The organism is Streptomyces sp. NPDC001219 (assembly GCF_053597915.1).
Window position 1 is genome coordinate 22,459 of the sequence record NZ_JBSFJF010000059.1, and the last position, 20,872, is coordinate 43,330.

Here is a 20,872-nt window from a genome sequence, read left to right on the forward strand (position 1 = left end):
GCGGTCAGACACAGCCACCGGTGTGCGCGGACGAGACAGTGGTGTTCGAGGAGATCACCGCAATGCTGCGGACCGTGCTCGACGATCAGGGGCTGGACGAGGTCGAGATGACCCGGGACACCCGGTTCCACGACGACCTGGACCTGGAGAGCATCGATCTGGTCACCCTCGGCGGCCAGTTGGCGGCGCGGTACGGGGAGCGGGTGAACTTCGCCGAGTTCCTGGCCGGCCTCGAACTCGAAGAGATCATCTACCTCACGATCGGCCGGCTCGTGGACTACGTGGCCGGCTCCCTGCGCCGGACGGGAGAGGGCTGAACGGTGGCGGTGATCAACGCCAACGGCATCGCACTGCACGTGGAGCGGATGCCCGCCCGGAACCCCGCGGACACCGCGGCGCCGCCCACGGTGGTGTTCATCCACGGCATGCTCGTGGACAGCCTCGTCAGCTACTACTTCACCCTGGCGCCGGTCCTCGCCGCCGAGGGGATGGACGTGATCATGTACGACCTGCGCGGTCATGGTCACAGTGAGCGGGTGCCGAGCGGCTACCTGCTGGAGGACTTCGTCGGCGACCTCGACGCGCTGCTCGACCGGCTGGAGGTGGCCGGACCGGTCCATCTGGTCGGCAACTCCTACGGCGGCACCATCGCGTTCAGCTACGCGGCCCGCCGGCCCGAGCGGGTCGCCAGCATCGCGGTGATCGAGTCAGAGCCGGCCACCGAGGCCTGGTCGCGCAAGATGGCCGTCAACCTCCGGCGGGCAGCCGACGAGTTCGCCCGTACCGACCTCCATGAGCAGCTGACCCGGGAGCACGGCGCGCATGCGACGCGCCGGGTGAAGTCGGCGTCGCGGCTCCTGACGTCCAGCACCATGGCCCGGGACATTCCTGCCAGCCGGCTGCTGGAAGAGGACGAGATCCGGGCACTACGCTGCCCGGTGCTGGCCGTCTACGGCAGCGAGTCGGATCTCGCCGCCCAGGAGCCGTGGCTGAAGTCGCTGCTCCAAGACTGCCGGACCGTCGTGGTGCCCGAGCAGGAGCACTGGGTCCTGATGGGGGCCACGGACCTGGTGAGCGACCTGGTCACCGGGTGGGTCCGCGAGCACCACGCGGCCGGCGCGGCAGAGGCCGGCGGCGGCCGGTGAGCAGATTCCTGTTCGTGGTGCCGCCACTGGTCGGCCACATCAACCCCACGCTCGGCGTCGCGGCGGAGCTGGTCCGGCGGGGGCACGAGGTGGCCTGGGCCGGACTGCCGGATGTGCTGCGGCCGTTGGCGGGTGAGCGGGCGGCGGTGTTCCCGTGTGCCACGCCGCCGCTCGACGACCCTGCCCTGCTGCGGCCGCTCTCGCTCCGGGGACCGGCGGCACTGAAGTTCCTCTGGGAGCGGTTCCTCATCCCCCTGGCGGAGGAGATGGCCCCGGGTGTGCGGACCGCGGTGGCGGAATTCCGTCCGGACGTCCTGATCGCCGACCAGCAGGCCGTCGCCGGCGGGCTGCTGGCCGAGCGGCTGGGTATCCCCTGGGCCACGTCGGCGACCACCTCGGCGGGGTTCACCGCCCTGGCCGGCATGCCCAAGGTGGAGGAGTGGATCATCGATGTGCTGCACGCCCTGCGGCAGCGGATCGGCGACCCGGACGGCACGGTGGACCCGCGGCTGTCCGACCGACTCGTGCTGACCTTCAGCACCGGGGAACTGGTCGGCCCGGCGGATTCCTTCGGCGACCAGGTACGGTTCGTCGGCCCGTCCCTCGCCCCCCGGCCGTCCACCGCCGGCTTTCCGTGGGACCGGCTGGACCCCGCTCGCGCCACGGTCCTGATCACCCTGGGCACGGCCAACGCCGAGGTCGGGGAGCGTTTCCTGGCCGTCTGCGCAGAGGCGGTACGGTCCCGGTCGGACCGGCTGCAAGCGGTGGTCGTCGACCCGTCGGGAACCGTGCAGGAGAGCGGAGACGGACTGCTCGTGCGCCGGAGCGTGCCCCAGCTGGCGCTCCTGGAGCGGTGCGCCGCCGTGGTCTGCCACGGCGGGCACAACACCGTCTGCGAGGCACTGTGGCACGGGCTGCCGCTCGTGGTCGCCCCCATCCGCGACGACCAGCCCACCATCGCCGCCCAGGTGGTCGACGCCGGCGCCGGCGTCCGCGTCCGGTTCGGCCGGGCGACCGCCGACCAGCTCGGCACGGCCCTGGACTCGGTACTCGGCGAGCCGGGCTACCGAGCGGCCGCGGAACGGGTCGGCCGGTCCTTCCGCTCCGCCGGGGGCGCGCCCGCCGCGGCGGCACACCTCGAAACCCTCGCCGCTCCCCCAGCCACCGGAAGGCTTCGATGACGAGCAGGACCGACCGGGTCACCGCGCTGCGCCCCCGTTACCAGGACGACCTGGCGCACGGCTGGGAGCGGTTCTTCGCTCCGCGCCGCACCGACTGCCCGTGGTGCGGCGCGGCCCGGCTGAAGGTACGACTCCGGACCCGCGACCTGTTGCAGGGCAAGCCCGGCAGGTTCGTCCTGGAACAGTGCCAGGACTGCCACCACGTCTTCCAGAACCCCCAACTCAACGCCGAGGGGCTGGAGTTCTACTACCGCGACTTCTACGACGGGCTCGGCGAGGAGAACCTCGCCGAGCTCTTCCGGGGCCACGAAACCCGCTACCCGCTCAGGGCGCAGGCCGTACTGCCGCACGCCGAGCCGGAGACCTGGCTCGACGTGGGTACGGGACAGGGGCACTTCTGCAAGGCGGCGCGCACCGTCCTGCCCCGTACCGTCTTCGACGGGCTGGACATCAGCGCGGGCGTCGAGTCGGCCCGGCAACGCGGCTGGGTGCAGCGGGGCTACCGGGGCGCCTTCGTCGAGCTGGCCGCGGACCTGGCCGCGCGGTACGACGTGGTCAGCATGTTCCACTACCTGGAGCACAGCACCGATCCCGAGGCCGAGCTGTTCGCGGCCCACCGGGCGCTGCGCCCCGGCGGGCATCTGCTGATCGAGGTTCCGGACCCGCAGTGCCGCTTCGGCCGACTGCTCGGCCGCTGGTGGCTGCCCTGGCTCCAGCCGCAGCACCTGCACTTCATCCCGGTGGGAAACCTGCGCGAGAGACTGACCCAGCTGGGCTTCACCGTGGTCGCGGAGGAGCACGCCGCACCGCACGACCCCGTCGACCTGGCCGCCGCGGCCTGGCTGGCCCTGAGCAGCCTGGCCCCCCGCAAGGACGAACCCTGGTTCGCCGAGGCACCCGGCAGAACACGCCGCGCCCTGCGCGCCACCGTGCTCGCCGCGGGCATACCCCTCCTCCTGCTGGGCGCCCTGCTGGACCGCCTGCTCAAGCCCACGCCCCGACGGCGGCCCGGCTTCTCCAACGCCTACCGTCTCCTGGCGCGCCGCGACGACCGACGAAGCAGCTGACGGTGGCCTTGCCGGGGCAGCCGGTGGCGCCGAGACGTAGAAATGGCTGCGGACGCCGAGGGTGCCGGCACGCACCCAGCGGCCGGCACCGACGACCGGTCCGACTGCTCGGCGCCCCCCATTCCGGCGGGCACACCGGGATAGGGCCGGAGCCCCGCCGGAACCGCCAGCAGCCTCCCTCCGTCCTCCTTCCGTCTGGTTGTGAGACGAAGGGGGCGAAGGTGTTTGCGTGGCTGTTGCTGTGGCTGGTGTTGGGCATCTGGTTAACCGCCGGGGCATTCACCTACGTGACCTGGAAGCGCCGACGCCATCCCGCACGGCACCGGCGCTGGTGGGTGGTGGGGATGAGTACCGGCGCCCTGGGGTATGCCCACACACTCGCCTACGGTTTCGCACTGACGCGACCGACCGAGATATGCGGACAGCGGACGCTGGACAACGACTATCCGCTGACCCACGCCCGCGTCGACGCGTTCCCCCCACGCCTCGCGTGCTACTGGACGGATTCGTCGACATACGGCCCCAGCCACCCCACGGCCGCCGGCACCTGGCTGCTGTGGTGCGGCGCGGCCCTCCTGGTGGCAGGCACGGTTACCTGGGCGATGTCTCTGAACTCACGTACACCACGTTGGGCCAGAGCGGGCACGATCCTGGCCCCCGCGGCCGCCGCCACCATCTGGGCCACTCGAGTCGCCCCACTCATGAGCCTGTCGACCATCGATCTCGACAACGAGTGCTTCCGCTGGCAGGTGGCCCATCTCCACTCCGCCCCCTCCGGCGAAATCATGAATACCGAGCGCAGCTTCCTGCCACCGGCCGTCGACTGCATCTTCACCGACGGCACCAGCAGCCTCATCCGCATGGAAAACCTCGGGCTGTCGTGCTGCCTGACCGTTTTTCTCATCTGCTGCGGCGCGCTCAGGCTGCTCAAAGCGCCAATGCCTCTGGGAAGCCAGGAACGATAGCGAACGGCGTGAGAGGCGCAGCTATTGCAGACAAGGCTGGAGGGGGCCAGCACCATCGCTGCCGCGGCCCTCAACTGCCACCCCATCGCCTCATGACCTGAGGCTGCCCTTGCGGGCGTCACTGAGCCGCGCCGCGCAGCAACCAACGACGCACCTGCACTTCCACGAGCACACGCCTAACTCCCGGACGAGTAGGAGCGGATACATCCCACCCGTACTTCCGCTCGAATGCCGTCACGACCTCGCGAGGAAACCCGTCACGGATCAGCGATGCGTCCCCCTCGGCGACGACCGGAAACCGGCCGTCCTCCAATGCCAGGGAGACACGCGACTCCTTCTCAACATTCCTCACCTTGACCGAACTGCCATCCACACCGATCCACCACCTGTCGCCCTGGTGGACAAACCAGACCGGCGTGACATGGGCCGAGCCATCCGGACGCACAGTGCACAACCAGACGTTCTTTTCCTTGGCCAAGCGCATACGGATGGCCGGCTCCAGCGTGTTCGCGAGATCATTCACTCTGTCATCTGACCAGCACGCCTGACGAAGCACATCGGGCAGTGCGCCGGACCATCGTCCTAGGTCTCAAGCCCCAAAGAAGCGGTGCCTCAATCGCCTTCAGGTGGAATCCACGCTCGACTCCCGGGCCTCCAAGTACTGCACTTCCTGCAGGTGATAACAGAGTGACTGGCTGACTGTTCCAGCGACGTACAGACCAACCCCCACGACGGACGTGGGCAGCGCCGCCCCCAGAAGGCCGAGCATCTGCCACCACATACGGGGTTCCAGACATTGCACGGACGGAGACAGATCGCGGAAGAGCAGCGCCGCGCATTCCTGGGTGCCGTCAACTGAATACGGCACTGCCAGCAGATAGACGAGCCAGCCCCATAGTCCCGCAGCCACCACCAGAGCCAGCAGACCCCGCCTCTTCCGCCGCGCCGCACGTCGCCAGAAGGCCGACCTTAACTCTGCCGCCGTTTCCATGCGTTCATCCCCCATGACCCTTAATGATCTCGTTCAGGCGACTCTACCTGGGGCGTCTGACAGACCCTGAGACGCAGGGAGCCCACAGCTTGCTTCAGGCCATTTCCCGCTCGCGTATGCGCATCGATTTGCGGGCCGTACCACCTGGGCACAAAGAGTGGAGCTCCCGGCGGGCTGCGATGGACCTACCCCTCCGAGCGCGCCAAGCGTCATGAGTGGGCCAAGCTACCCGTTGAACTGGCCCTGTTTCGGAAGTCGCCGGCCTTCAGACAACGAGCGCAGATCAATTGCCTGCGCCTACTCACTCCTTATCGGGTAGCCGTGCGCATCCGCCACGCACCCCCGCCGGCGTACCGTCCCGTGTACCCAAGGAGACCCTCCGCCGACCGCACCAGCACCTGAGGGATAAAGGCTGGGAGGTAACGTCCGACCGTGAGAGGTACCCAAGTCGGACACTGCACGCCGCCGCAGTCCGCCGCCCCAGTAGCCCCGCCGCAGAATTCCGGATTCCGGCGGGGCTACGACGAGGGCCTGACCTCCTGGAGACCCGCTCGTGCCTGCAGCGCTCACCGGGGTGCTTGCCCTGGAGTGATCTCCAGTTCCTCCCCGGCACGCGAGCGGGCCCCTCGATCGCGATCGGGGCCCGCATGGTCTCTATCTCTATCTCTGCCTCTGTCTGCTGTTCACGCCCGACGCAGTGCGGAGTGGCCCGCGAAGCGCGCCGAGTCGCCCAACTCCTCCTCGATTCGGATCAGTTGGTTGTACTTCGCCGTGCGGTCGGAGCGGGAGAGTGAACCGGTCTTGATCTGACCGCAGCCCGTCGCCACCGCCAGATCCGCGATAGTGGTGTCCTCCGTCTCGCCCGAGCGGTGCGACATGACAGCCGTCCAGCCCGCCTGGTGGGCCGTGGCCACCGCGGCCAGCGCCTCGGTCAGGGTCCCGATCTGGTTGACCTTGACCAGGACCGAGTTGCCGACGCCGGTGCGGATGCCCTCGCGCAGCAGCGTCTCGTTGGTGCAGAACACATCGTCGCCGGTGAGCTGACAGCGGTCGCCGACGCGGGCGGTCAGCTCGCGCCAGCCGTCCAGGTCGTTCTCCGCCATCGGGTCCTCGATGGAGACGACCGGATAGGCGTCGATGAGCTTGGCCAGGTAGTCGGCGTGCTCGGAGGGGGTGCGGCGCACCCCCTCGCCCGCGTAGTCGTACACCCCGTCGCGGAAGAACTCCGACGACGCCGGGTCCATGACCAGGCCGATGTCCGCGCCGGGGCGGTAGCCGGTGCGCTCGATAGCGGTCATCACGAAGTCGAGCGCCTCCTCAGCCGTACGCAGCGCGGGCGCGAAGCCACCCTCGTCGCCGACGCCCGTGGAGTGCCCGGCGGCCAGCAGATCGTGGCGCAGGGTGTGGAAGAGCCTGCGCGCGGCAGGCCGCCTGCTGGCCCTTCCCGTCACCGGCAGGAACAGCAACCTCACCATCCGGCCCACCCACCCGCTGGCTGGCTGGCTGGCTGGCTGGCTGATCGGAGCACACCGACAACCTGATGTGCCGTCGAGGGAGAAGCCACGGCGGCACCGTAAGGTTTGCCCCTACTCGCCGTAGATCCGGTGCCCGTCTCGTGCCGGGGCCCGTGGGCGCAGGCACCCGAACTCGCCCATACGCTCCGCAGACGCTGCCGGGCTTCGATACTGCGGCCATGGACAGCATGGACCGCTTATGGGTGCCCAGGCCGACGGGCCGGCCACGACGCGGGAGCCGGAAGGTGATCCCGCAGCCCGCTGACCAGGCCGCCAACTGCAAACGTCTCGGCAGCCGCGGCGGCAGGCCCCCACCCGTCGACCGCAACGCCCACAAGCAGCGCAACACCGTCGAGCGGTGCATCAACAGGCTCAAGCAATGGCGCGGCCTTGCCACCCGCTACGACAAGACCGCCGCCATCTACCTCGCCGGACTCCACATCGCCGCTATCTGCATCTGGTCAGCAAGGTGATCCGAAACAGACAGTTCAGGCCGTTTCGTTCCGCAGCGGCCGAGCGGCGCGGCCGGTTCCACGCCGCAAGCTGGAGACACGCCGCCCGCACCGAACGCGAGGGCCGCGTCCACCTCGCTCACCGCGTCCACCCCGTCTGCGCGACGCCCACCGTGGGCTCGCTTACCACGACCGCCGGACGGCTCTCCGGAAGCCGCTGCCGGGACCCGGTCGGCCGCGGGCGGCGAGCGCGGCGAGTGCCGGGGCCGCTGCCGCCAGCAAGAAGCACAGCGGCGTCGCGGCCCGGTCCACGAGCAGCGCCGCGAGCCCGCCGCCCGCCGAAGAACCGGCGTTGATCGCGGAGTTGGCCCACGTGGCGGCACGGGTCGCGGTGCCCTTCGGGGCCTGCGCGTTGGCCGCCAGGTAAACGGTCGACAGGGCGGGGGCGGTGAGGCAGCCGGCCACGCCCACGCACAGTCCGAGCAGGGGCAGCGACGGCGCCGCGGCCGTCACCGCCACCAGCGCGGCCAGCGCCAGGAGGAGGTACGGCAGCCGGGCCGCCGCATCGAGCCGCCAGCGCATCCGGCCGTACAGCAGTCCGCCGACCGCGCTGCCCGCGGACTGGCCGGCCAAGATCCAGCCGGTCGCCGACGGGGCGTGCGCCCGGCCGGCGGCCGCGATCACGAAGAGCTCCACCGCGGCCAGGCACATGCCGACGCCGAACGCGGCGACGGCCGCCCGGCGGACGCCCGCGCCCTCGGCCGACAGCAGCCGCAGCGACGGCGCCGGCTCGGCCTTCGCCGCCGGGGCGATCAGCGCGGCGGCCGGGGAGGCGACCATCGCGAGAGTACCGAGGGCGATCACCATCCCGGACAGCACCAGCCCGGGCACCGGATGAACGGCCACGACCAGCAGCGGCCCGCCGAGGAAGATCAGCTCCTCGGCGACGCCGTCCAGGCTGAACGCCCGCTGCAGCATGGCCTCGTCGGGCGTCATCACCGACCACAGGGCCCGCATGGTGGGCCCGATCGGCGGGCACGACGAGCCAATCGCCGCCACCAGAACGGCGAACAGCCACCGGGGGGTGCCGGCCGCCTGAGTGCAGCCGGCCAGCGCGAACAGCCCCGTCGCGAACGGTAGCGCGAGAGCGGGCAGTGCACGGCGCGCGCCCCACCGGTCGACCAGGCCGGCCCTGGCCGGCGCCAGCACCACCGAGAGGGCCGCGAACTCGGTGCCGAGCAGGCCGGCGGTCGCGAGCGAACCGGTGCTGGCGGTCAGGGACAGGACGAGGGAAAGGGACACCACCCCGTACCCGAGCCGTCCGAACATGGCGGCGGCGAAGGTGCGTCGGGCGTGAGGCAGACGGAGGACGGCGGCGTACGACGACGCCGCCACGTCGGGCGTGGACATGGGGATGCTTCCTCTGCGAAGGCCGGAACAGGGACGGACCGAGGCGCGCCCGCCCGTCGGCCCCGCCTGTCAGAGGCGACCGGTCAACTGGGTCGAGGCGACGCGAGTCCGCGGCCTACGCACACAGGAGATACATATGCCGAACGTACCAGAGCGGCAAGGGCCGGTCCGGCCCATTCCCGCACCGCCTGGTCCGTCACCCGCTACGACAGGACGGCCGCCCTCCACCTCTCAGGGCTCCTCTCAGGGCTCCTCTCAGGGCTCCACCTCGCAGGCATCTTCATCTGGTCAGCCCGACGATCCCAACGAAACGGCCTGGCCGAGTGGCGTGCACACTGAGTGGTGGACGCGGTCGCCCGCCGTCCCGGATACGAGCGCTGCCCCCTGGGCCTACCCGACAACCCGTACGCGCCCTGACTGCCGCACACACCCTGCCGGCCCCACCCCTCACAGACCTGACCGGACGCCTGCTGCCTGCCCTGCCCCGAATCCCCCTGAGCAGAGGCATCCGTCCCGCCCCCGGACGAACCCGTCTCACCCCCGTCACCTGGGGTGGCGCCACCGCCCACCCCATCGGCGGCCACCGCCCCGCGCTCCTGCACGGTGGCGCGATCACCGATGGGCCGGGCGCCGTACCTCCGTGCAGGTGGGCCGCACACCTTCTCTGCCGCTCGCCTTGTCCATGGCCAAGTTCTTCGCGGTCAGCGTTGAGGAGATGTTTCATGTCGATGAGAGCCCAGCAGATAGCCAGTAACACGGCCAGGCGGTCCGTCCCCGGCTTCTTCCTCGCCCTCGGAGGGGCCTGCCTCGTGGCCGCGACATTCGGCGGCCGCCTCGCTCTCGGCCTGGTGACGTTCGGAATCCTGGCGGTCTGCAGTCTTGTCTTAGTGCTGCTGGGACGCAGGAGCGAGACCTATCAGGGCCTCACCGAGAAAGAACCCGACGAGCGCTTCGCCCGGATCGCAGGCGAGCCTGGGCCGGCACGGCCGTGGTGCTCACCGTGGGGAATCTCAGCGCCTTCATCGGCGACCTGGCCATCCGGAAGAAGCGGCGATCCCTACTTCTGATTCGTGGCCACCGCCGCCATCACCTACATCGCGTTCGTCGCCATCTGGTCTCGGCACACCTGAGAAGCCATCGCCTCGAACGGCTCGCCACCGTACGTTCGGCCAGGCAGCGCGATCGACCTGGTCACCGGAGGTCGGTGCCGGGCGAGGCTGAGCGGGCGTGCGCAATGGCGGGCACGTCAATTCCCGGCCTTCTTGCGCGACTCCGGCCACACCGACGTGGTCGCGGTCTTCACCGCGCGGAAGCCGTCTCCGTACTTGTGCTGCAAGGCCCGGTTCGACAAGCCGGCCCGGGCATCACGGCGGATCGCCACGTACAGCTCATCCTCGGACTTGGGCGGCATCGGCACCCCCTCACCACGAGAAGCACACCGCCCCTCCCATCACAAAGCCCGAAGTGGTGTCACATCTCGGGTTCTGGTGCAACTTCTGTGACTGGCCAATCAGGAGTTCAACACCTCACCGCCAACCATGCGCGATCCCGCTAGCCCACCGGTACGTCCTTGCCGGTCAGCTCCGCCCGAATGCCGTTCTTCGTCACGGAGATGTCGCGCAGCCGAATGCCGCCCGGCACGTTGTCCGGCAACTGCCCAGAGAACTCCATCTGCTGCGCGACCTTCGGCTCCCGGAGCTTCTGCAGGCCCTGGATGAGCGAGGGGTCGATGCCGGTGGGCTCGAGCAGCGAGGGATGGTCCACGAGCGTGTCCAGCACGGGGCCCTTCATCATCTGCTGCGGAAGGAGGTGCTTCCCGGTGGCCTGTTGCAGCTCGTCCTCGTCCAACTTGTCGGCGACGGGTGCAGTCAGCTGCAAGCCACCGCCCTTGCCTGGCACGTACGTGAGCAGGCCGGGCACCACCACACGCGTGTCCTCCACGGTCATCCGCAGGCCGCGGTCCCCGGTGCGCTGCAACTGCGCGCGCCCCCGGACCTGGGCCTGCTTGCCGCCCACCGGCAGGTCGCCGCCGGCCAGCACCGTGTTCTTCCCCGGGCCGGGCATCAAGTGGATCTGCGACGCGCCGACTTCGCGGTTCAGATCCTTGAAGTCCAGCAGGATGTCGCCGCGCACCCGGCTCAGCACCGCACCCTTCACCGAGGACGGCAGGCTGCCGACGATCCGGATGCCGTCCACCGTCCCCTTCACCTGAGCGACGGAGACCGGCCCGGCGTCGACATCGGGGACGTTGACCTCGACATGGTCGACGTTGCCCGCGAGCACCTGCCCGACGAACGGGAAGCTGTCGATGTGCACCTCGGGCTCGGCGCGCAGCTTCAGCGCCTTCTGCACCTGCTGCGCCGCCAGGTTCTCCGCGTAGAGCACGGCCCACCGGTCACCGAGCGCAAGAACCGCAAGAACGCCGGCCAGCGCGACGACCACCTTCGCGGTCTTCCGCACGATCCGACGCGGCTTGCGCCCGGCCCACGGGTGCTCCTTCTCGTCGCCGGCGCCCGAGTCCGTGCCGTTGTCGGTGACGGCGGTAGCAGCGACAGTGGCGTTCCCGGTGTCTGTGCCGGAGTTGGGGCCAGCGGTGTTGCCCTGGTTCGAGGCGGCGTCCGGCTCTTCACCGCCCTGGGCCGACGGCTCGTACGAGCCCTGGTTGTCCGAGGCCGGGCTGTCCTGGGCGGCACGGCTCGCCGGTACCCGCGCCTTGGAGTCTGCGGAAGGTTCGTTGGAGAGCATCCCCACCATGCGACCACAGCCCAGGCACTCGAACCAAGTCGTGCGCAGTCTCCGAGACACCTGCGCAGGGGGCGCCGAAGCTAGCGCCGGTGCCGCGCTCGAGCGCTGCGTTCAGTCGAATATGGCCGTCCCACTCGCCCCAGAAGGCAGGGGCATGAGTCTGTCCAGGGCGCCAAAGGCAGTGCGGCAGCTCTGTGACCACCGGGGAGACCAGTGCCCGTCCTGCCGTCATGGCTGACCGACTCACTCCGGGCCAATTCGCAGCGCTACTGCCCGAGCGTCCCCGGTCGATCCGGCCCATCCGCTGGGCTGCTGCCACCGCCCCCATCAGCGACCGGATCACCTTCGACAAGCTGCTGCCGCTCCTGCGGTTCCCGTTCCCACTCGACCGCATGGCCCAGATCTCCCCGGGCTACACCGCGAACCACGCGGTCAACTCGGACAACGCGGCCCCGTCCGTGGTCACCACCGCACAGCGACCCGCCCTGCACCCGAACTCCCTTACCTGGCTGGCGCGTTCACGTGACAGCATCCCAAAATTCGGCAGCTACTCCACCATGTGGATACCTCGGTTGCGGTGATCCAGGTGCGGGCAAGATGCCTCGCATGACTGATGAGATACGCAAGGCGTACCTGCTGGCTGCCGAGCGAGCCGTGGAACTGTTGACCACGGAACGGGTGGCGCGTTGTTGGGGTGAGGATTCGGTGTTGTCGGGGATGTCGGTCGGCGGACTGGCCGGTCACCTGGCGCGCAGCATCCTGCAGGTCGAATGGTTCCTTGACGGTGAGGTGAACGGCGCGCAGCCGGTGTCGCCGGTGCACTACTACGCGCGCCTCGTCGGCACCACCGTGCCGGACTCCGCGCTCAATGTGGGCGTGCGTGAGCGGAGCGAGGAGACGGCCGCGGTCGGCCCCACCTTAGTGGCCGAGCAGGCACGGACGGCGTGGCAGCGGCTGGTCCAGCGGCTGGGCAAGGAGCCGGCCGATCGACGCGTCGCCATCCTCCACCGGCCGGGAGAGGAGATGCTGCTCGACGGCTACCTCCAGACCCGGTGTGTCGAGCTGGCGGTGCACCTCGAGGACCTGGCGCTGAGTGTGGGCGAGGAGTGTCGGACTCCCCCAGCCACGCTCGCCCTCGCCGTCGACGTCCTTCTCGCAGCGGCCCGCGACCGGCACGGCGATCAGGCGGTGCTCCATGCACTGGCCCGGCGCGAACGTGACAGCAACCAGGCCATACGCGTGCTTTGAAGCCCGCGCGGTCTCCCGCAGTTGGGCGTGTGCTCATGGGCGGCGGTGCGGATGGTTGTCCCCAGCGGTGGGTCGCCCATGCCCGGCGGAGCAGGCTACGGGCGGTGATGACCGCATCAGCGAGGTCGCAGAAGGCGTCGCTGACCGCGGCATAAGGTCAGCCACCATGTCCGACTACGACACCTACGGCACCAGCACTCACACCGCGAGTGAACTGGCCGCCTCATCACCGGCCACCTCGATGTGGTCTTCACCGAGCGCGAAAGTGACTACCGGGGCGTCTACCAGCTCGCCCAGGGCACTTACGGACGCATCGAGATCCAGCCGAACGCCCGCCGAAAGAGCCACCCTTGTCGTCGTGAACTCCGTCATCTTCCGTTCCTCCGGCCAGAACCTCACCACTGCCGGCACCTACGTCGAAATGACCTCTCGCCTCCTCGAACCGACTCTGCTCGCCCTGGCGGCACTCGCCGTCCGTGGCCGCATCAAACGCTGAGCTGACCGCCGTCTCGGGGACCGGTTCACCGGACGCCGGCGCGACGGGTCGGAGTCAATCCCGAAGTTGTGCTTGCGCCGCCATGTGGCTGCCTGAGGAGGCGCGGCTGGCCGGGGGGGGACTGACGCGAAGCCCGCGCCACCTCGCACGCCACCCACGCGATGAGCAACAGCGCCGACCGCCTCGCTCCGCAACCGCCCACGCCCGCGTCAACAACGCCGCCGAACGACTCGTCGCCGCCGCCGGTAACGCTCGTGGCCGCGTACGGCGAGGGCGGTGGCGGTCCGGCGCGGGAGGGCGACGTGGTGGCCCCTCCCTGTTCAAGGCGCTGCTCGTCTTGAGCCTTCCACGTCGTCCTCGACTCCTTCATCCCCGGCCTGCGCACCGGGCTGTTCCGCCCCGGCCTGCGCGAAGCGCGCGGGTACGAGGGGTGGCGCAGCAGCTGCACCGTGCGGATCCCCCCTGCCGACAACCCTGCGCCCTCACCAGGAGCTGCGGCGCCCGAGGCATCCCCCGACCAGATCGCCCGGCCTCAGCCGCAACGGACGAACCCTGCTGGAAGCGGGCTGCGCGGCGGAACGTCACCTCCTCCCGATCACACTGAGTTGCACCAAGGACCTGGCGAGGCCCTCAGGAGACGTACACAAGGCGAGTGCGGCGGAGTCCATGGGGAGGCCAATGATGTGTGCCGTGGCGCGTCCCAGAGCGGGGCGGCGGTGGCAAGGTCCGCGAGGAAGGCGGCCAGCGGTCCGCCTCGGAAAACAACCCTTTTGCCCATAATCCTCGCCGGGTATCGCGGGATGCCGGATATTCACATGGATAGGCGAGTGGCCCCTGTGAGCAATGCGCGTGGTCCGTGCCTGCCGGGGCGGAGGCGCGCTGCACGACGTGCATGTCACCTGGTCCCCCGCCGCCCCGCCCCTGGCGGTGGAAGGGGGAACGAAGGGCGAGGAGCGCATGGTTGAGCTGGTGTCGGGGCGCATGGTGCGGGAGCAGGACCCCGTCGGTGAGCGCGCCGCCGGTTCTCCCGCCGTGTTCGGAGGACGTACGGGGCCCGCCGCGCGGACGCTCGTGGACATCCTGGATGTCACCGTCCTGATCCATCCCGACGAGCCGGCTCTGGACGACGGACGGACCTCGCTGAGCTACCAGGAGCTCGCCGCTGAGGTCGATGTACTACGGCGCCGGCTGGCGTCGGCCGGGATCGGCGTGGGCGACCGCGTCGGGATACGGCTGCCGTCCGGCACCAACGACCTCTACGTCTGCATTCTGGCTGTCCTCACCGCGGGTGCGGCCTATGTGCCGGTGGACGCCGAGGACCCGGACGAGCGGGCGAAGCTGGTCTTCGGTGAGGCGGCGGTGAGTGCCGTCCTGGAAGCCGGGCGGCAGCTCACCACGACGGGCAGCCCCGCCACCGGCTCTCAGCGGCGCCCGGGTCCCGCGGATGACGCCTGGATCATCTTCACCTCCGGTTCCACCGGGCGGCCCAAGGGCGTCGCCGTCACCCATCGCAACGCGGCGTCTTTTGTCGACGCCGAGGCGGGGCTCTTCCTCCAGGAGGAGCCGATCGGCCCCGGGGACCGGGTGATGGCGGGCCTGTCGGTCGCCTTCGACGCCTCGTGCGAGGAGATGTGGCTCGCCTGGCGGTACGGCGCCTGTCTGGTACCCGTGCCCCGTTCCCGGGTGCGTGACGGAGCCGGCCTCGGACCGTGGCTCACCGAGCAGGAGATCACCGTGGTGTCCACGGTGCCCACGCTCGCCGCGCTGTGGCCGGCCGAGGCGCTCAACGAAGTGCGGCTGCTCGTCTTCGGCGGCGAACCGTGTCCGCCCGAGCTGGTGCGGCGGCTGGTCACCGAGGGGCGAGAGGTCTGGAACACCTACGGTCCGACCGAGGCGACCGTGGTCACCTGTGCCGCGCTGCTGTCCCGCGAGGGGCCGGTCCGGATCGGCCTGCCGTTGGACGGCTGGGACCTGGCCGTGGTGGACGACGCCGGTGTGCCGGTCACTATGGGACGCAGCGGCCACCTGGTCATCGGCGGGGCCGGACTGGCGCGCTACCTGGACCGCGCCAAGGACGCGGAGAAATACGGCCCGCTGGAGTCACTCGGCTGGCAGCGCGCCTACCGCAGCGGCGACCTCGTACGGGCCGACCCCGACGGACTGGTCTTCCTGGGACGCGACGACGAACAGATCAAACTCGGCGGCCGGCGGATCGAACTCGGTGAGGTGGACGCGGCCCTCCGGGCGCTGCCCGGCGTCACCGGTGCCGCGGCCGCCGTCCGGACCGCGCACGGCGGCAACCCGCTGCTGATCGGCTATGTGGTGACCGAGGACGGCTGGGACCGGACCGCGGCCGTCGAGCGGCTGCGCGCCCGGCTGCCCGCGGCCCTCGTGCCGCTGCTCGCCACCGTCGACGCCCTGCCGATCCGTACCTCCGGCAAGGTGGACCGGGCCGCGCTGCCCTGGCCGTTGCCCCGTACGGCAGGACCTGATCACGGCGCCCCGATGGAGGCCGTTCAGCTCAACGACACCGAGGCCTGGCTGGCCGAGCGATGGCGCGAGATCCTCGGGGTGCCGGTCGTCGAGGCCCGGGACGACTTCTTCGTGATCGGCGGCGGCAGCCTGGCCGCCGCCCAGCTCGCCACCCTGCTCCGCGACCGCTACCCGGCCACGGCCGTCAGCGACATCTACCAGCAGCCCACCCTGCGCAAGCTGGCCCGGCTGCTGGAACGTTCCGTGCCCGGCAGGTGCGAAGCGCGCCGGGTGACGCCCGTCCCCGTCCGGGCCAAGATCGTCCAACTGCTACTGATGCTGCCGCTCTTCACCCTGGTCGGGCTGCGCTGGACGGTGGGGCTGCTGGCCCTGGGCAACGTCCTGGCGTGGTGCGGCAGCTATCCGTGGGCGCCGACGGCCTCGTGGTGGTGGGTGGTGGCCGGTGGCCTGCTGCTCTTCAGCCCGCCGGGCAGGCTGGCCATCGCGGCCGGTGGGGCGCGGCTGCTGCTGCGGGGACTGCGGCCGGGCAGCTACCCCCGTGGCGGAAGCGTGCATCTGCGGCTGTGGACCGCGGAACGCCTCGCCGAGCTGAGCGGGGCCGTCCATCTGTCCGGGGCGTGGCTGGTCCGCTACGGCCGCGCACTCGGCGCGCGGATCGGGCCGGAGGTCGATCTGCACTCGCCGCCGCCGGTCACCGGGCTGCTCAAACTGGGCCGGGGGTGTGCCGTCGAGGCGGAGGTGGATCTGTCCGGCCACTGGCTGGACGGGGACCGGCTGGAGGTCGGCCCGGTGAAGGTCGGCTCCGGCGCGGTGGTCGGTGTCCGCAGCACGCTCTTCCCCGGCGCCCGGGTGGGCAAGCGCGCGCAGGTCGCTCCCGGTTCCGCCGTCACCGCCCGGGTGCCGACCGGCCAGAGCTGGGGCGGGGCGCCCGCCGTCAAACTGGGCAAGGCCGAACGACGGTGGCCCAAGCAGCGTCCCCCGCGCCGGGCCGGATGGGTGGTGCTCTACGGGCTGAGCGGCCCGGCCATCGGACTGCTGCACATCGTGGCCGGGATACCGGCGCTGGCGGTGGCGGGCTGCTTCGTCCACACCGGGGACGGTCCCGGCGACGCCCTCCGCGGAGCGCTCCTCGCGCTGGTGCCCGCCACCCTCGCCTTCGGGCTGGCCTACGGCGCCCTGCTGATCGTCGTCGTCCGACTCCTGAGCCGCGGCCTCCGGCCCGGCTGGTATCCGCTGCACGGCCGGACCGGCTGGCAGGCCTGGACCGTCAGCCAGCTCATGGACCGGGCCCGCGAGACGCTCTTCCCGCTCTACGCCGGCCTGATCACCCCCGGCTGGCTGCGCGCCCTGGGGATGACGATCGGCCGCCGCGTCGAGGTCTCCACGGTGCTGGCGCTGCCCAGCCTCACCACCGTGCGTGACCGGGCCTTCCTGGCCGATGACACCCTGATCGCACCGTACGAGCTGGGCGGCGGATGGCTGCGGATCGGCACGGCCGAGATCGGCGAGCGGGCCTTTCTCGGCAACTCCGGCATGACCGCGCCGGGACGCGTCCTCCCCGACCGCTGCCTGGTGGGAGTGCTCTCCGCCACCCCGAAGAAGGCGAAGCAGGGCCGCTCGTATCTGGGCATGCCCCCGATGCGCCTGCCGCGCTCCGCCGACACCACGGACCACCACCTCACCTACGACCCGCCGGCCCGGCTGCTCCGCGCCCGGGGACTGGTCGAAGCCTGCCGGCTGGTGCCGGTACTGGTCTCCACCGGCCTTGGCCTGCTGACCCTGGCCGCCCTGGCCCAGCTGGCCGTACACGGCTCACCGGCGGTGGCTGCGCTGCTGTCCGGCCTGGTGCTGCTGGCCGCCGGCGTCGTCGCCTGCGCGGTGGCCATCGCGGCGAAGTGGCTGCTGGCGGGCCGGTTCCGACGGGCACAACACCCGCTGTGGAGCCGCTTCGTGTGGCGTACGGAGCTCGCCGACACCTTCGTCGAGGTGCTGGCCGTGCCCTGGCTGATCGGCGCGGTGCCGGGCACACCGCTGCTGAACCTCTGGCTGCGCGGACTGGGCGCCACCGTCGGCCGCGGCGTGTGGTGCGAAACGTACTGGCTGCCGGAGGCCGACCTGGTCACCCTGGAGGACGGGGTGAGCGTCAACCGGGGCTGTGTGCTGCAGACCCACCTCTTCCACGACCGCATCCTCCGCACCGACACCGTGGTGCTCCGTACAGGGGCCACGCTCGGGCCCGGCGGCATCGTCCTGCCCGGCAGCACCCTCGGGGCGCGCAGCACGCTCGGACCGGCGTCATTGGCGATGGGCGCGGAAACCGTCCCGGCCGACACCCGGTGGCTGGGCAACCCGATCGAGGCCTGGCGCCCCCGAGAATGAGGCACCGCCCCACGACGCAGCATCAGCCCACCGATGCCAGGGAGAGTACGACCGTGAACCCCCAGCAGGCCCAGGCCCCCGGCGCGGACCCGTACTTCCCCGACCACGGGGACGCCCGCTACCACGTCGAACGCTACGAACTCGACCTGGACTACCGCCCGGTGTCCAACCGGCTCAGCGGCTCGGCCCGGCTCCACACGCAGACCGGCCCCGCGCCGCTGAACGAGATCGTCCTCGACCTGGCTGCCTTGCGGGTTCACCGGCTGCTCCTGGACGGCCGGACCGCGCGCTACGTGCACCGCGCGGGCAAACTGCGCATCCGCCCGGGGAGAACACTCGCCCCCGGCACGGCCTGCACCATCGAGGTGCGCTACACCGGCAACCCCCAGCCGATCCGCAGCCCATGGGGCGGCCTGGGCTGGGAGGAACTGACCGACGGCGCCCTGGTGGCCGGCCAGCCGATCGGCGCACCGTCCTGGTACCCCTGCAACGACCGGCCGGCCGACAAGGCCTCCTACCGGGTGGCGATCACCGCCCCGTCCCCGTTCACCGCGGTCGTCGGCGGCCGGCTCCTCTCCCGCACCACCCGGGCGAGCAGCACCACCTGGGTCTACGAGCAGCCGGCCCCCACCTCCAGCTACCTGATGACCGTCTCCCTCGGCAGGTACACCGCCGTGCCGCTCACCACCCCGGCCCCGGCGGACGAACGCCACCCACCGGTGCCCCAGACCGCCTACCTGCCCGCACATCTGCGCCCGCAGTTCACCGAGGACTTCGCCCGGCAGACCCGGATGATGCGGTACTTCCAGGACGTCTTCGGGGCCTACCCCTTCGGCGAGTACGCGATCGTGGTCGCCGACGAGGAGCTGGACGTCCCGGTGGAGGCCCAGGGCGTCGCCACTTTCGGCACCAACCACCTCGACGGCGCCCGCACCTCGGAACGCCTGGTCGCCCATGAACTGGCCCACCAGTGGTTCGGCAACAGCGTCTCGGTCGCCGACTGGCAGCACATCTGGCTCAACGAGGGCTTCGCCAAGTACGCCGAGTGGCTGTGGTCGGAACACGCCGGGGGCCGAACGGCGGCCGACCACGCCGCCGCCGCACACCGCCTGCTGTCCCTCGCACCACAGAACCTGCGACTGGCCGACCCGGGGGCACTCCTGATGTTCGACGACCGCCTCTACCAACGAGGCGGCCTCACGGTCCACGCACTGCGCTGCGCCCTCGGCGAGGCCCCGTTCTTCCGCATGCTCAAGGACTGGGCCACAAACCACCGCCACGGCGCCGTGACCACCACCGACTTCACCACGCACGCCCAGCAGCACACGGCCACCCCCCTCGACGGACTCTTCAACGCCTGGCTGCAAGAGCCCTCCCTGCCGCCACTGCCACACCCCACGGGAGCACGCCGTCCGGCAAAGCCGTAGGTCAGCCCGTAGGCCAACCCACTTTCGCAAGGCTGACTGCCATGTCGGACCGCTCCTCAGCGAGCCCGTCACCGAGGAGGCCGTGCCATCACCGAGCCGGGCACCCGGTGAACGGATAAGGCGGCTCCTTGGAATGCGTCTGCGGAGGACGGGCAATTACAATGGACAAATATCCCCATCAGGGGCTTGAACAAGGGCGGAGGCTCTGCCGGCCGCCCCGCAGCCCAAGCGCAGCGCGGCGCTCTCCAGCGCCCCGCGCTCTTTATGATGCGTTTCTCGGAATTCCCAGGGAGCATTCCCATGGCTGGTCACACCGCCGCGATAGTTCTTGAGCCCGAGGCACAGAAACTCGCCGACGCAACCTCACAACATCCGTTCCTGTACGAGCTGGAGCCGACCGCAGCGCGCAAGGTGCTCGACGGCCTCCAGGCCGCGCCGGTCGACAAGCTGCCGGTCGACGAGGAGTGGGTTTCGGTTCCGGCAGCGGTGGGCGATGTAGGGGTACGCATCGTCAAGCCGCAGGGCGCCACCGGGACGCTGCCCGTCGTGTTGTACATGCACGGCGGTGGCTGGGTGCTGGGCAATGCCGGCACCCACGACCGCCTGGTGCGCGAGTTGGCGGTCGGCACCCGTGCGGCAGTGGCCTTCGTGGAGTACACCCCGTCGCCCGAGGCGCACTACCCTGTGGCCATCGAGCAGGGCTACGCCACCGCGCAGTGGATCGCCCACGAGGGGGCGTCCAAGGGGCTGGATGCACAGCGCATGGCAGTGGCCGGGGAATCGGTCGGCGGGAACATGACCGCCGCACTCGCCCTCATGGCCAAGGAGCGCGGTGACGTCACGTTCGTACAGCAGTCGATGTACTACCCGGTCACGGACGCGGCCATGGACACCGGTTCCTACGACCAGTTCGCCACCGGCTACTACCTGAGCCGCCAGCTGATGGAGTGGTTCTGGGACGCCTACACGACCGACCCGAACCAGCGCGCGGAGATCACCGCATCTCCCAACCAGGCCACCATCGAGCAGCTCTCCGGCCTGCCGCCCGCCCTGCTGATCGTCGACGAGGCCGACGTGCTGCGCGATGAGGGCGAGGCGTACGCCGCCAAGCTCCGAGCAGCCGGCGTTCCGGTGACCACGGTGCGCTACGACGGCACGGTCCACGACTTCATGATGCTCAACTCACTGAGTCACTCCAAAGCCGCCCGCGGAGCCATCGACCAGGCAACGGCCTTCCTGCGCAACGCCCTTGGAACCGACCAGACCTAGGCAGTTTCGTTTGGATCATCTGGCTGACCAGAGGAAGATGCCTGCGATGTGGAGTCCGGCCAGGTAGATGGTTGCGGTCTTCTCGTAGCG

At 70.5% G+C, this 20,872-nt stretch carries 16 protein-coding genes and 3 pseudogenes; 12 read left to right on the forward strand and 7 right to left on the reverse strand.

The features are described from left to right. Nucleotides 1-62 precede the first annotated feature (62 nt). The 5 genes from ACWC9R_RS28970 to ACWC9R_RS28990 all read left to right on the forward strand — a co-directional run bounded on the left by ACWC9R_RS28970 (nucleotide 63) and on the right by ACWC9R_RS28990 (nucleotide 4,358). Complete coding sequence (locus ACWC9R_RS28970) at nucleotides 63-317, forward strand: acyl carrier protein (protein ID WP_450735931.1); 255 nt, start codon at nucleotides 63-65, stop codon at nucleotides 315-317. Between the two features lie 3 nt (nucleotides 318-320). Then, nucleotides 321-1,145 (forward strand): alpha/beta fold hydrolase, encoded by an 825-nt coding sequence (locus ACWC9R_RS28975; RefSeq protein ID WP_450735911.1) that lies wholly within the window; start codon nucleotides 321-323, stop codon nucleotides 1,143-1,145. Next, the gene (locus ACWC9R_RS28980) at nucleotides 1,142-2,326 is read left to right on the forward strand and encodes a glycosyltransferase (RefSeq protein WP_450735913.1); all 1,185 of its coding nucleotides are present in this window, start codon (nucleotides 1,142-1,144) and stop codon (nucleotides 2,324-2,326) included. The genes ACWC9R_RS28975 and ACWC9R_RS28980 overlap by 4 nt, the downstream gene beginning before the upstream one ends. Beyond that, nucleotides 2,323-3,393, forward strand: a complete 1,071-nt coding sequence (locus tag ACWC9R_RS28985) for a class I SAM-dependent methyltransferase (protein WP_450735915.1) — start codon at nucleotides 2,323-2,325, stop codon at nucleotides 3,391-3,393. The genes ACWC9R_RS28980 and ACWC9R_RS28985 overlap by 4 nt, the downstream gene beginning before the upstream one ends. A 221-nt stretch (nucleotides 3,394-3,614) precedes the next feature. Continuing rightward, nucleotides 3,615-4,358, forward strand: a complete 744-nt coding sequence (locus ACWC9R_RS28990) for a hypothetical protein (RefSeq protein ID WP_450735917.1) — start codon at nucleotides 3,615-3,617, stop codon at nucleotides 4,356-4,358. Between the two features lie 118 nt (nucleotides 4,359-4,476). On the opposite strand, the gene ACWC9R_RS28995 is transcribed toward ACWC9R_RS28990, so the two are convergent. From ACWC9R_RS28995 to eno, 3 genes and pseudogenes are all read right to left on the reverse strand, one after another. After that, nucleotides 4,477-4,881 (reverse strand): pyridoxamine 5'-phosphate oxidase family protein, encoded by a 405-nt coding sequence (locus ACWC9R_RS28995; protein WP_450735919.1) that lies wholly within the window; start codon nucleotides 4,879-4,881, stop codon nucleotides 4,477-4,479. Between the two features lie 99 nt (nucleotides 4,882-4,980). Then, nucleotides 4,981-5,364 (reverse strand): hypothetical protein, encoded by a 384-nt coding sequence (locus ACWC9R_RS29000; protein ID WP_450735920.1) that lies wholly within the window; start codon nucleotides 5,362-5,364, stop codon nucleotides 4,981-4,983. Nucleotides 5,365-6,032: 668 nt separating this feature from the next. Beyond that, nucleotides 6,033-6,761, reverse strand: a pseudogene (gene eno, locus ACWC9R_RS29005) (phosphopyruvate hydratase); the annotation flags it as partial. 329 nt (nucleotides 6,762-7,090) lie between these two features. On the opposite strand from eno, the pseudogene ACWC9R_RS29010 reads away from it, so the two are divergent. Beyond that, nucleotides 7,091-7,336: pseudogene (locus ACWC9R_RS29010) on the forward strand (IS5/IS1182 family transposase); the annotation flags it as partial. A 162-nt stretch (nucleotides 7,337-7,498) separates the two neighbouring features. Here the strand turns inward: ACWC9R_RS29010 and ACWC9R_RS29015 are convergent. From ACWC9R_RS29015 to ACWC9R_RS29025, 3 genes are all read right to left on the reverse strand, one after another. Continuing rightward, nucleotides 7,499-8,725, reverse strand: coding sequence for an MFS transporter (locus ACWC9R_RS29015; RefSeq protein WP_450735922.1), 1,227 nt, complete (start codon nucleotides 8,723-8,725; stop codon nucleotides 7,499-7,501). Nucleotides 8,726-9,971: 1,246 nt separating this feature from the next. After that, on the reverse strand, nucleotides 9,972-10,136 hold the full coding sequence (locus ACWC9R_RS29020; RefSeq protein WP_450735923.1) for a hypothetical protein: 165 nt from the start codon (nucleotides 10,134-10,136) through the stop codon (nucleotides 9,972-9,974). A gap of 140 nt (nucleotides 10,137-10,276) precedes the next feature. Then, entirely contained in the window at nucleotides 10,277-11,470 is a 1,194-nt protein-coding gene (locus ACWC9R_RS29025) for an LmeA family phospholipid-binding protein (RefSeq protein WP_450735924.1), read from the reverse strand. A 213-nt stretch (nucleotides 11,471-11,683) separates the two neighbouring features. On the opposite strand from ACWC9R_RS29025, the pseudogene ACWC9R_RS29030 reads away from it, so the two are divergent. Continuing rightward, nucleotides 11,684-11,868: pseudogene (locus ACWC9R_RS29030) on the forward strand (IS5/IS1182 family transposase); the annotation flags it as partial. A gap of 208 nt (nucleotides 11,869-12,076) precedes the next feature. Next, entirely contained in the window at nucleotides 12,077-12,718 is a 642-nt protein-coding gene (locus tag ACWC9R_RS29035; protein ID WP_450735925.1) for a maleylpyruvate isomerase N-terminal domain-containing protein, read from the forward strand. A 198-nt stretch (nucleotides 12,719-12,916) separates the two neighbouring features. Here ACWC9R_RS29035 and ACWC9R_RS29040 read toward each other — a convergent pair whose 3' ends face one another. Further along, a complete protein-coding gene (locus ACWC9R_RS29040) occupies nucleotides 12,917-13,090 on the reverse strand; it encodes a hypothetical protein (RefSeq protein ID WP_450735934.1) in 174 nt (57 codons plus the stop codon). Here ACWC9R_RS29040 and ACWC9R_RS29045 point away from each other — a divergent pair. The 4 genes from ACWC9R_RS29045 to ACWC9R_RS29060 all read left to right on the forward strand — a co-directional run bounded on the left by ACWC9R_RS29045 (nucleotide 13,077) and on the right by ACWC9R_RS29060 (nucleotide 20,782). Next, nucleotides 13,077-13,214, forward strand: coding sequence for a hypothetical protein (locus tag ACWC9R_RS29045; protein WP_450735936.1), 138 nt, complete (start codon nucleotides 13,077-13,079; stop codon nucleotides 13,212-13,214). The two genes, ACWC9R_RS29040 and ACWC9R_RS29045, sit on opposite strands and share 14 nt — an antisense overlap. 981 nt (nucleotides 13,215-14,195) lie before the next feature. After that, a complete protein-coding gene (locus ACWC9R_RS29050) occupies nucleotides 14,196-18,086 on the forward strand; it encodes a Pls/PosA family non-ribosomal peptide synthetase (RefSeq protein ID WP_450735933.1) in 3,891 nt (1,296 codons plus the stop codon). A gap of 53 nt (nucleotides 18,087-18,139) precedes the next feature. Next, complete coding sequence (locus ACWC9R_RS29055) at nucleotides 18,140-19,513, forward strand: M1 family metallopeptidase (protein WP_450735927.1); 1,374 nt, start codon at nucleotides 18,140-18,142, stop codon at nucleotides 19,511-19,513. 300 nt (nucleotides 19,514-19,813) lie between these two features. Beyond that, a complete protein-coding gene (locus ACWC9R_RS29060) occupies nucleotides 19,814-20,782 on the forward strand; it encodes an alpha/beta hydrolase (protein WP_450735929.1) in 969 nt (322 codons plus the stop codon). The last annotated feature ends 90 nt before the right edge of the window (nucleotides 20,783-20,872 follow it).

Bases quoted from the DNA above. Each gene is read 5' to 3' on its own strand.
- ACWC9R_RS28970 (WP_450735931.1), top strand. From the start codon at position 63: ATGCTGCGGACCGTGCTCGACGATCAGGGGCTGGACGAGGTCGAGATG.
- ACWC9R_RS28985 (WP_450735915.1), top strand. From the start codon at position 2,323: ATGACGAGCAGGACCGACCGGGTCACCGCGCTGCGCCCCCGTTACCAG.
- ACWC9R_RS29000 (WP_450735920.1), bottom strand. From the start codon at position 5,364: ATGGGGGATGAACGCATGGAAACGGCGGCAGAGTTAAGGTCGGCCTTC.
- ACWC9R_RS29015 (WP_450735922.1), bottom strand. From the start codon at position 8,725: ATGTCCACGCCCGACGTGGCGGCGTCGTCGTACGCCGCCGTCCTCCGT.
- ACWC9R_RS29020 (WP_450735923.1), bottom strand. From the start codon at position 10,136: ATGCCGCCCAAGTCCGAGGATGAGCTGTACGTGGCGATCCGCCGTGAT.
- ACWC9R_RS29025 (WP_450735924.1), bottom strand. From the start codon at position 11,470: ATGCTCTCCAACGAACCTTCCGCAGACTCCAAGGCGCGGGTACCGGCG.
- ACWC9R_RS29035 (WP_450735925.1), top strand. From the start codon at position 12,077: ATGACTGATGAGATACGCAAGGCGTACCTGCTGGCTGCCGAGCGAGCC.
- ACWC9R_RS29040 (WP_450735934.1), bottom strand. From the start codon at position 13,090: ATGACGGAGTTCACGACGACAAGGGTGGCTCTTTCGGCGGGCGTTCGG.
- ACWC9R_RS29050 (WP_450735933.1), top strand. From the start codon at position 14,196: ATGGTGCGGGAGCAGGACCCCGTCGGTGAGCGCGCCGCCGGTTCTCCC.
- ACWC9R_RS29060 (WP_450735929.1), top strand. From the start codon at position 19,814: ATGGCTGGTCACACCGCCGCGATAGTTCTTGAGCCCGAGGCACAGAAA.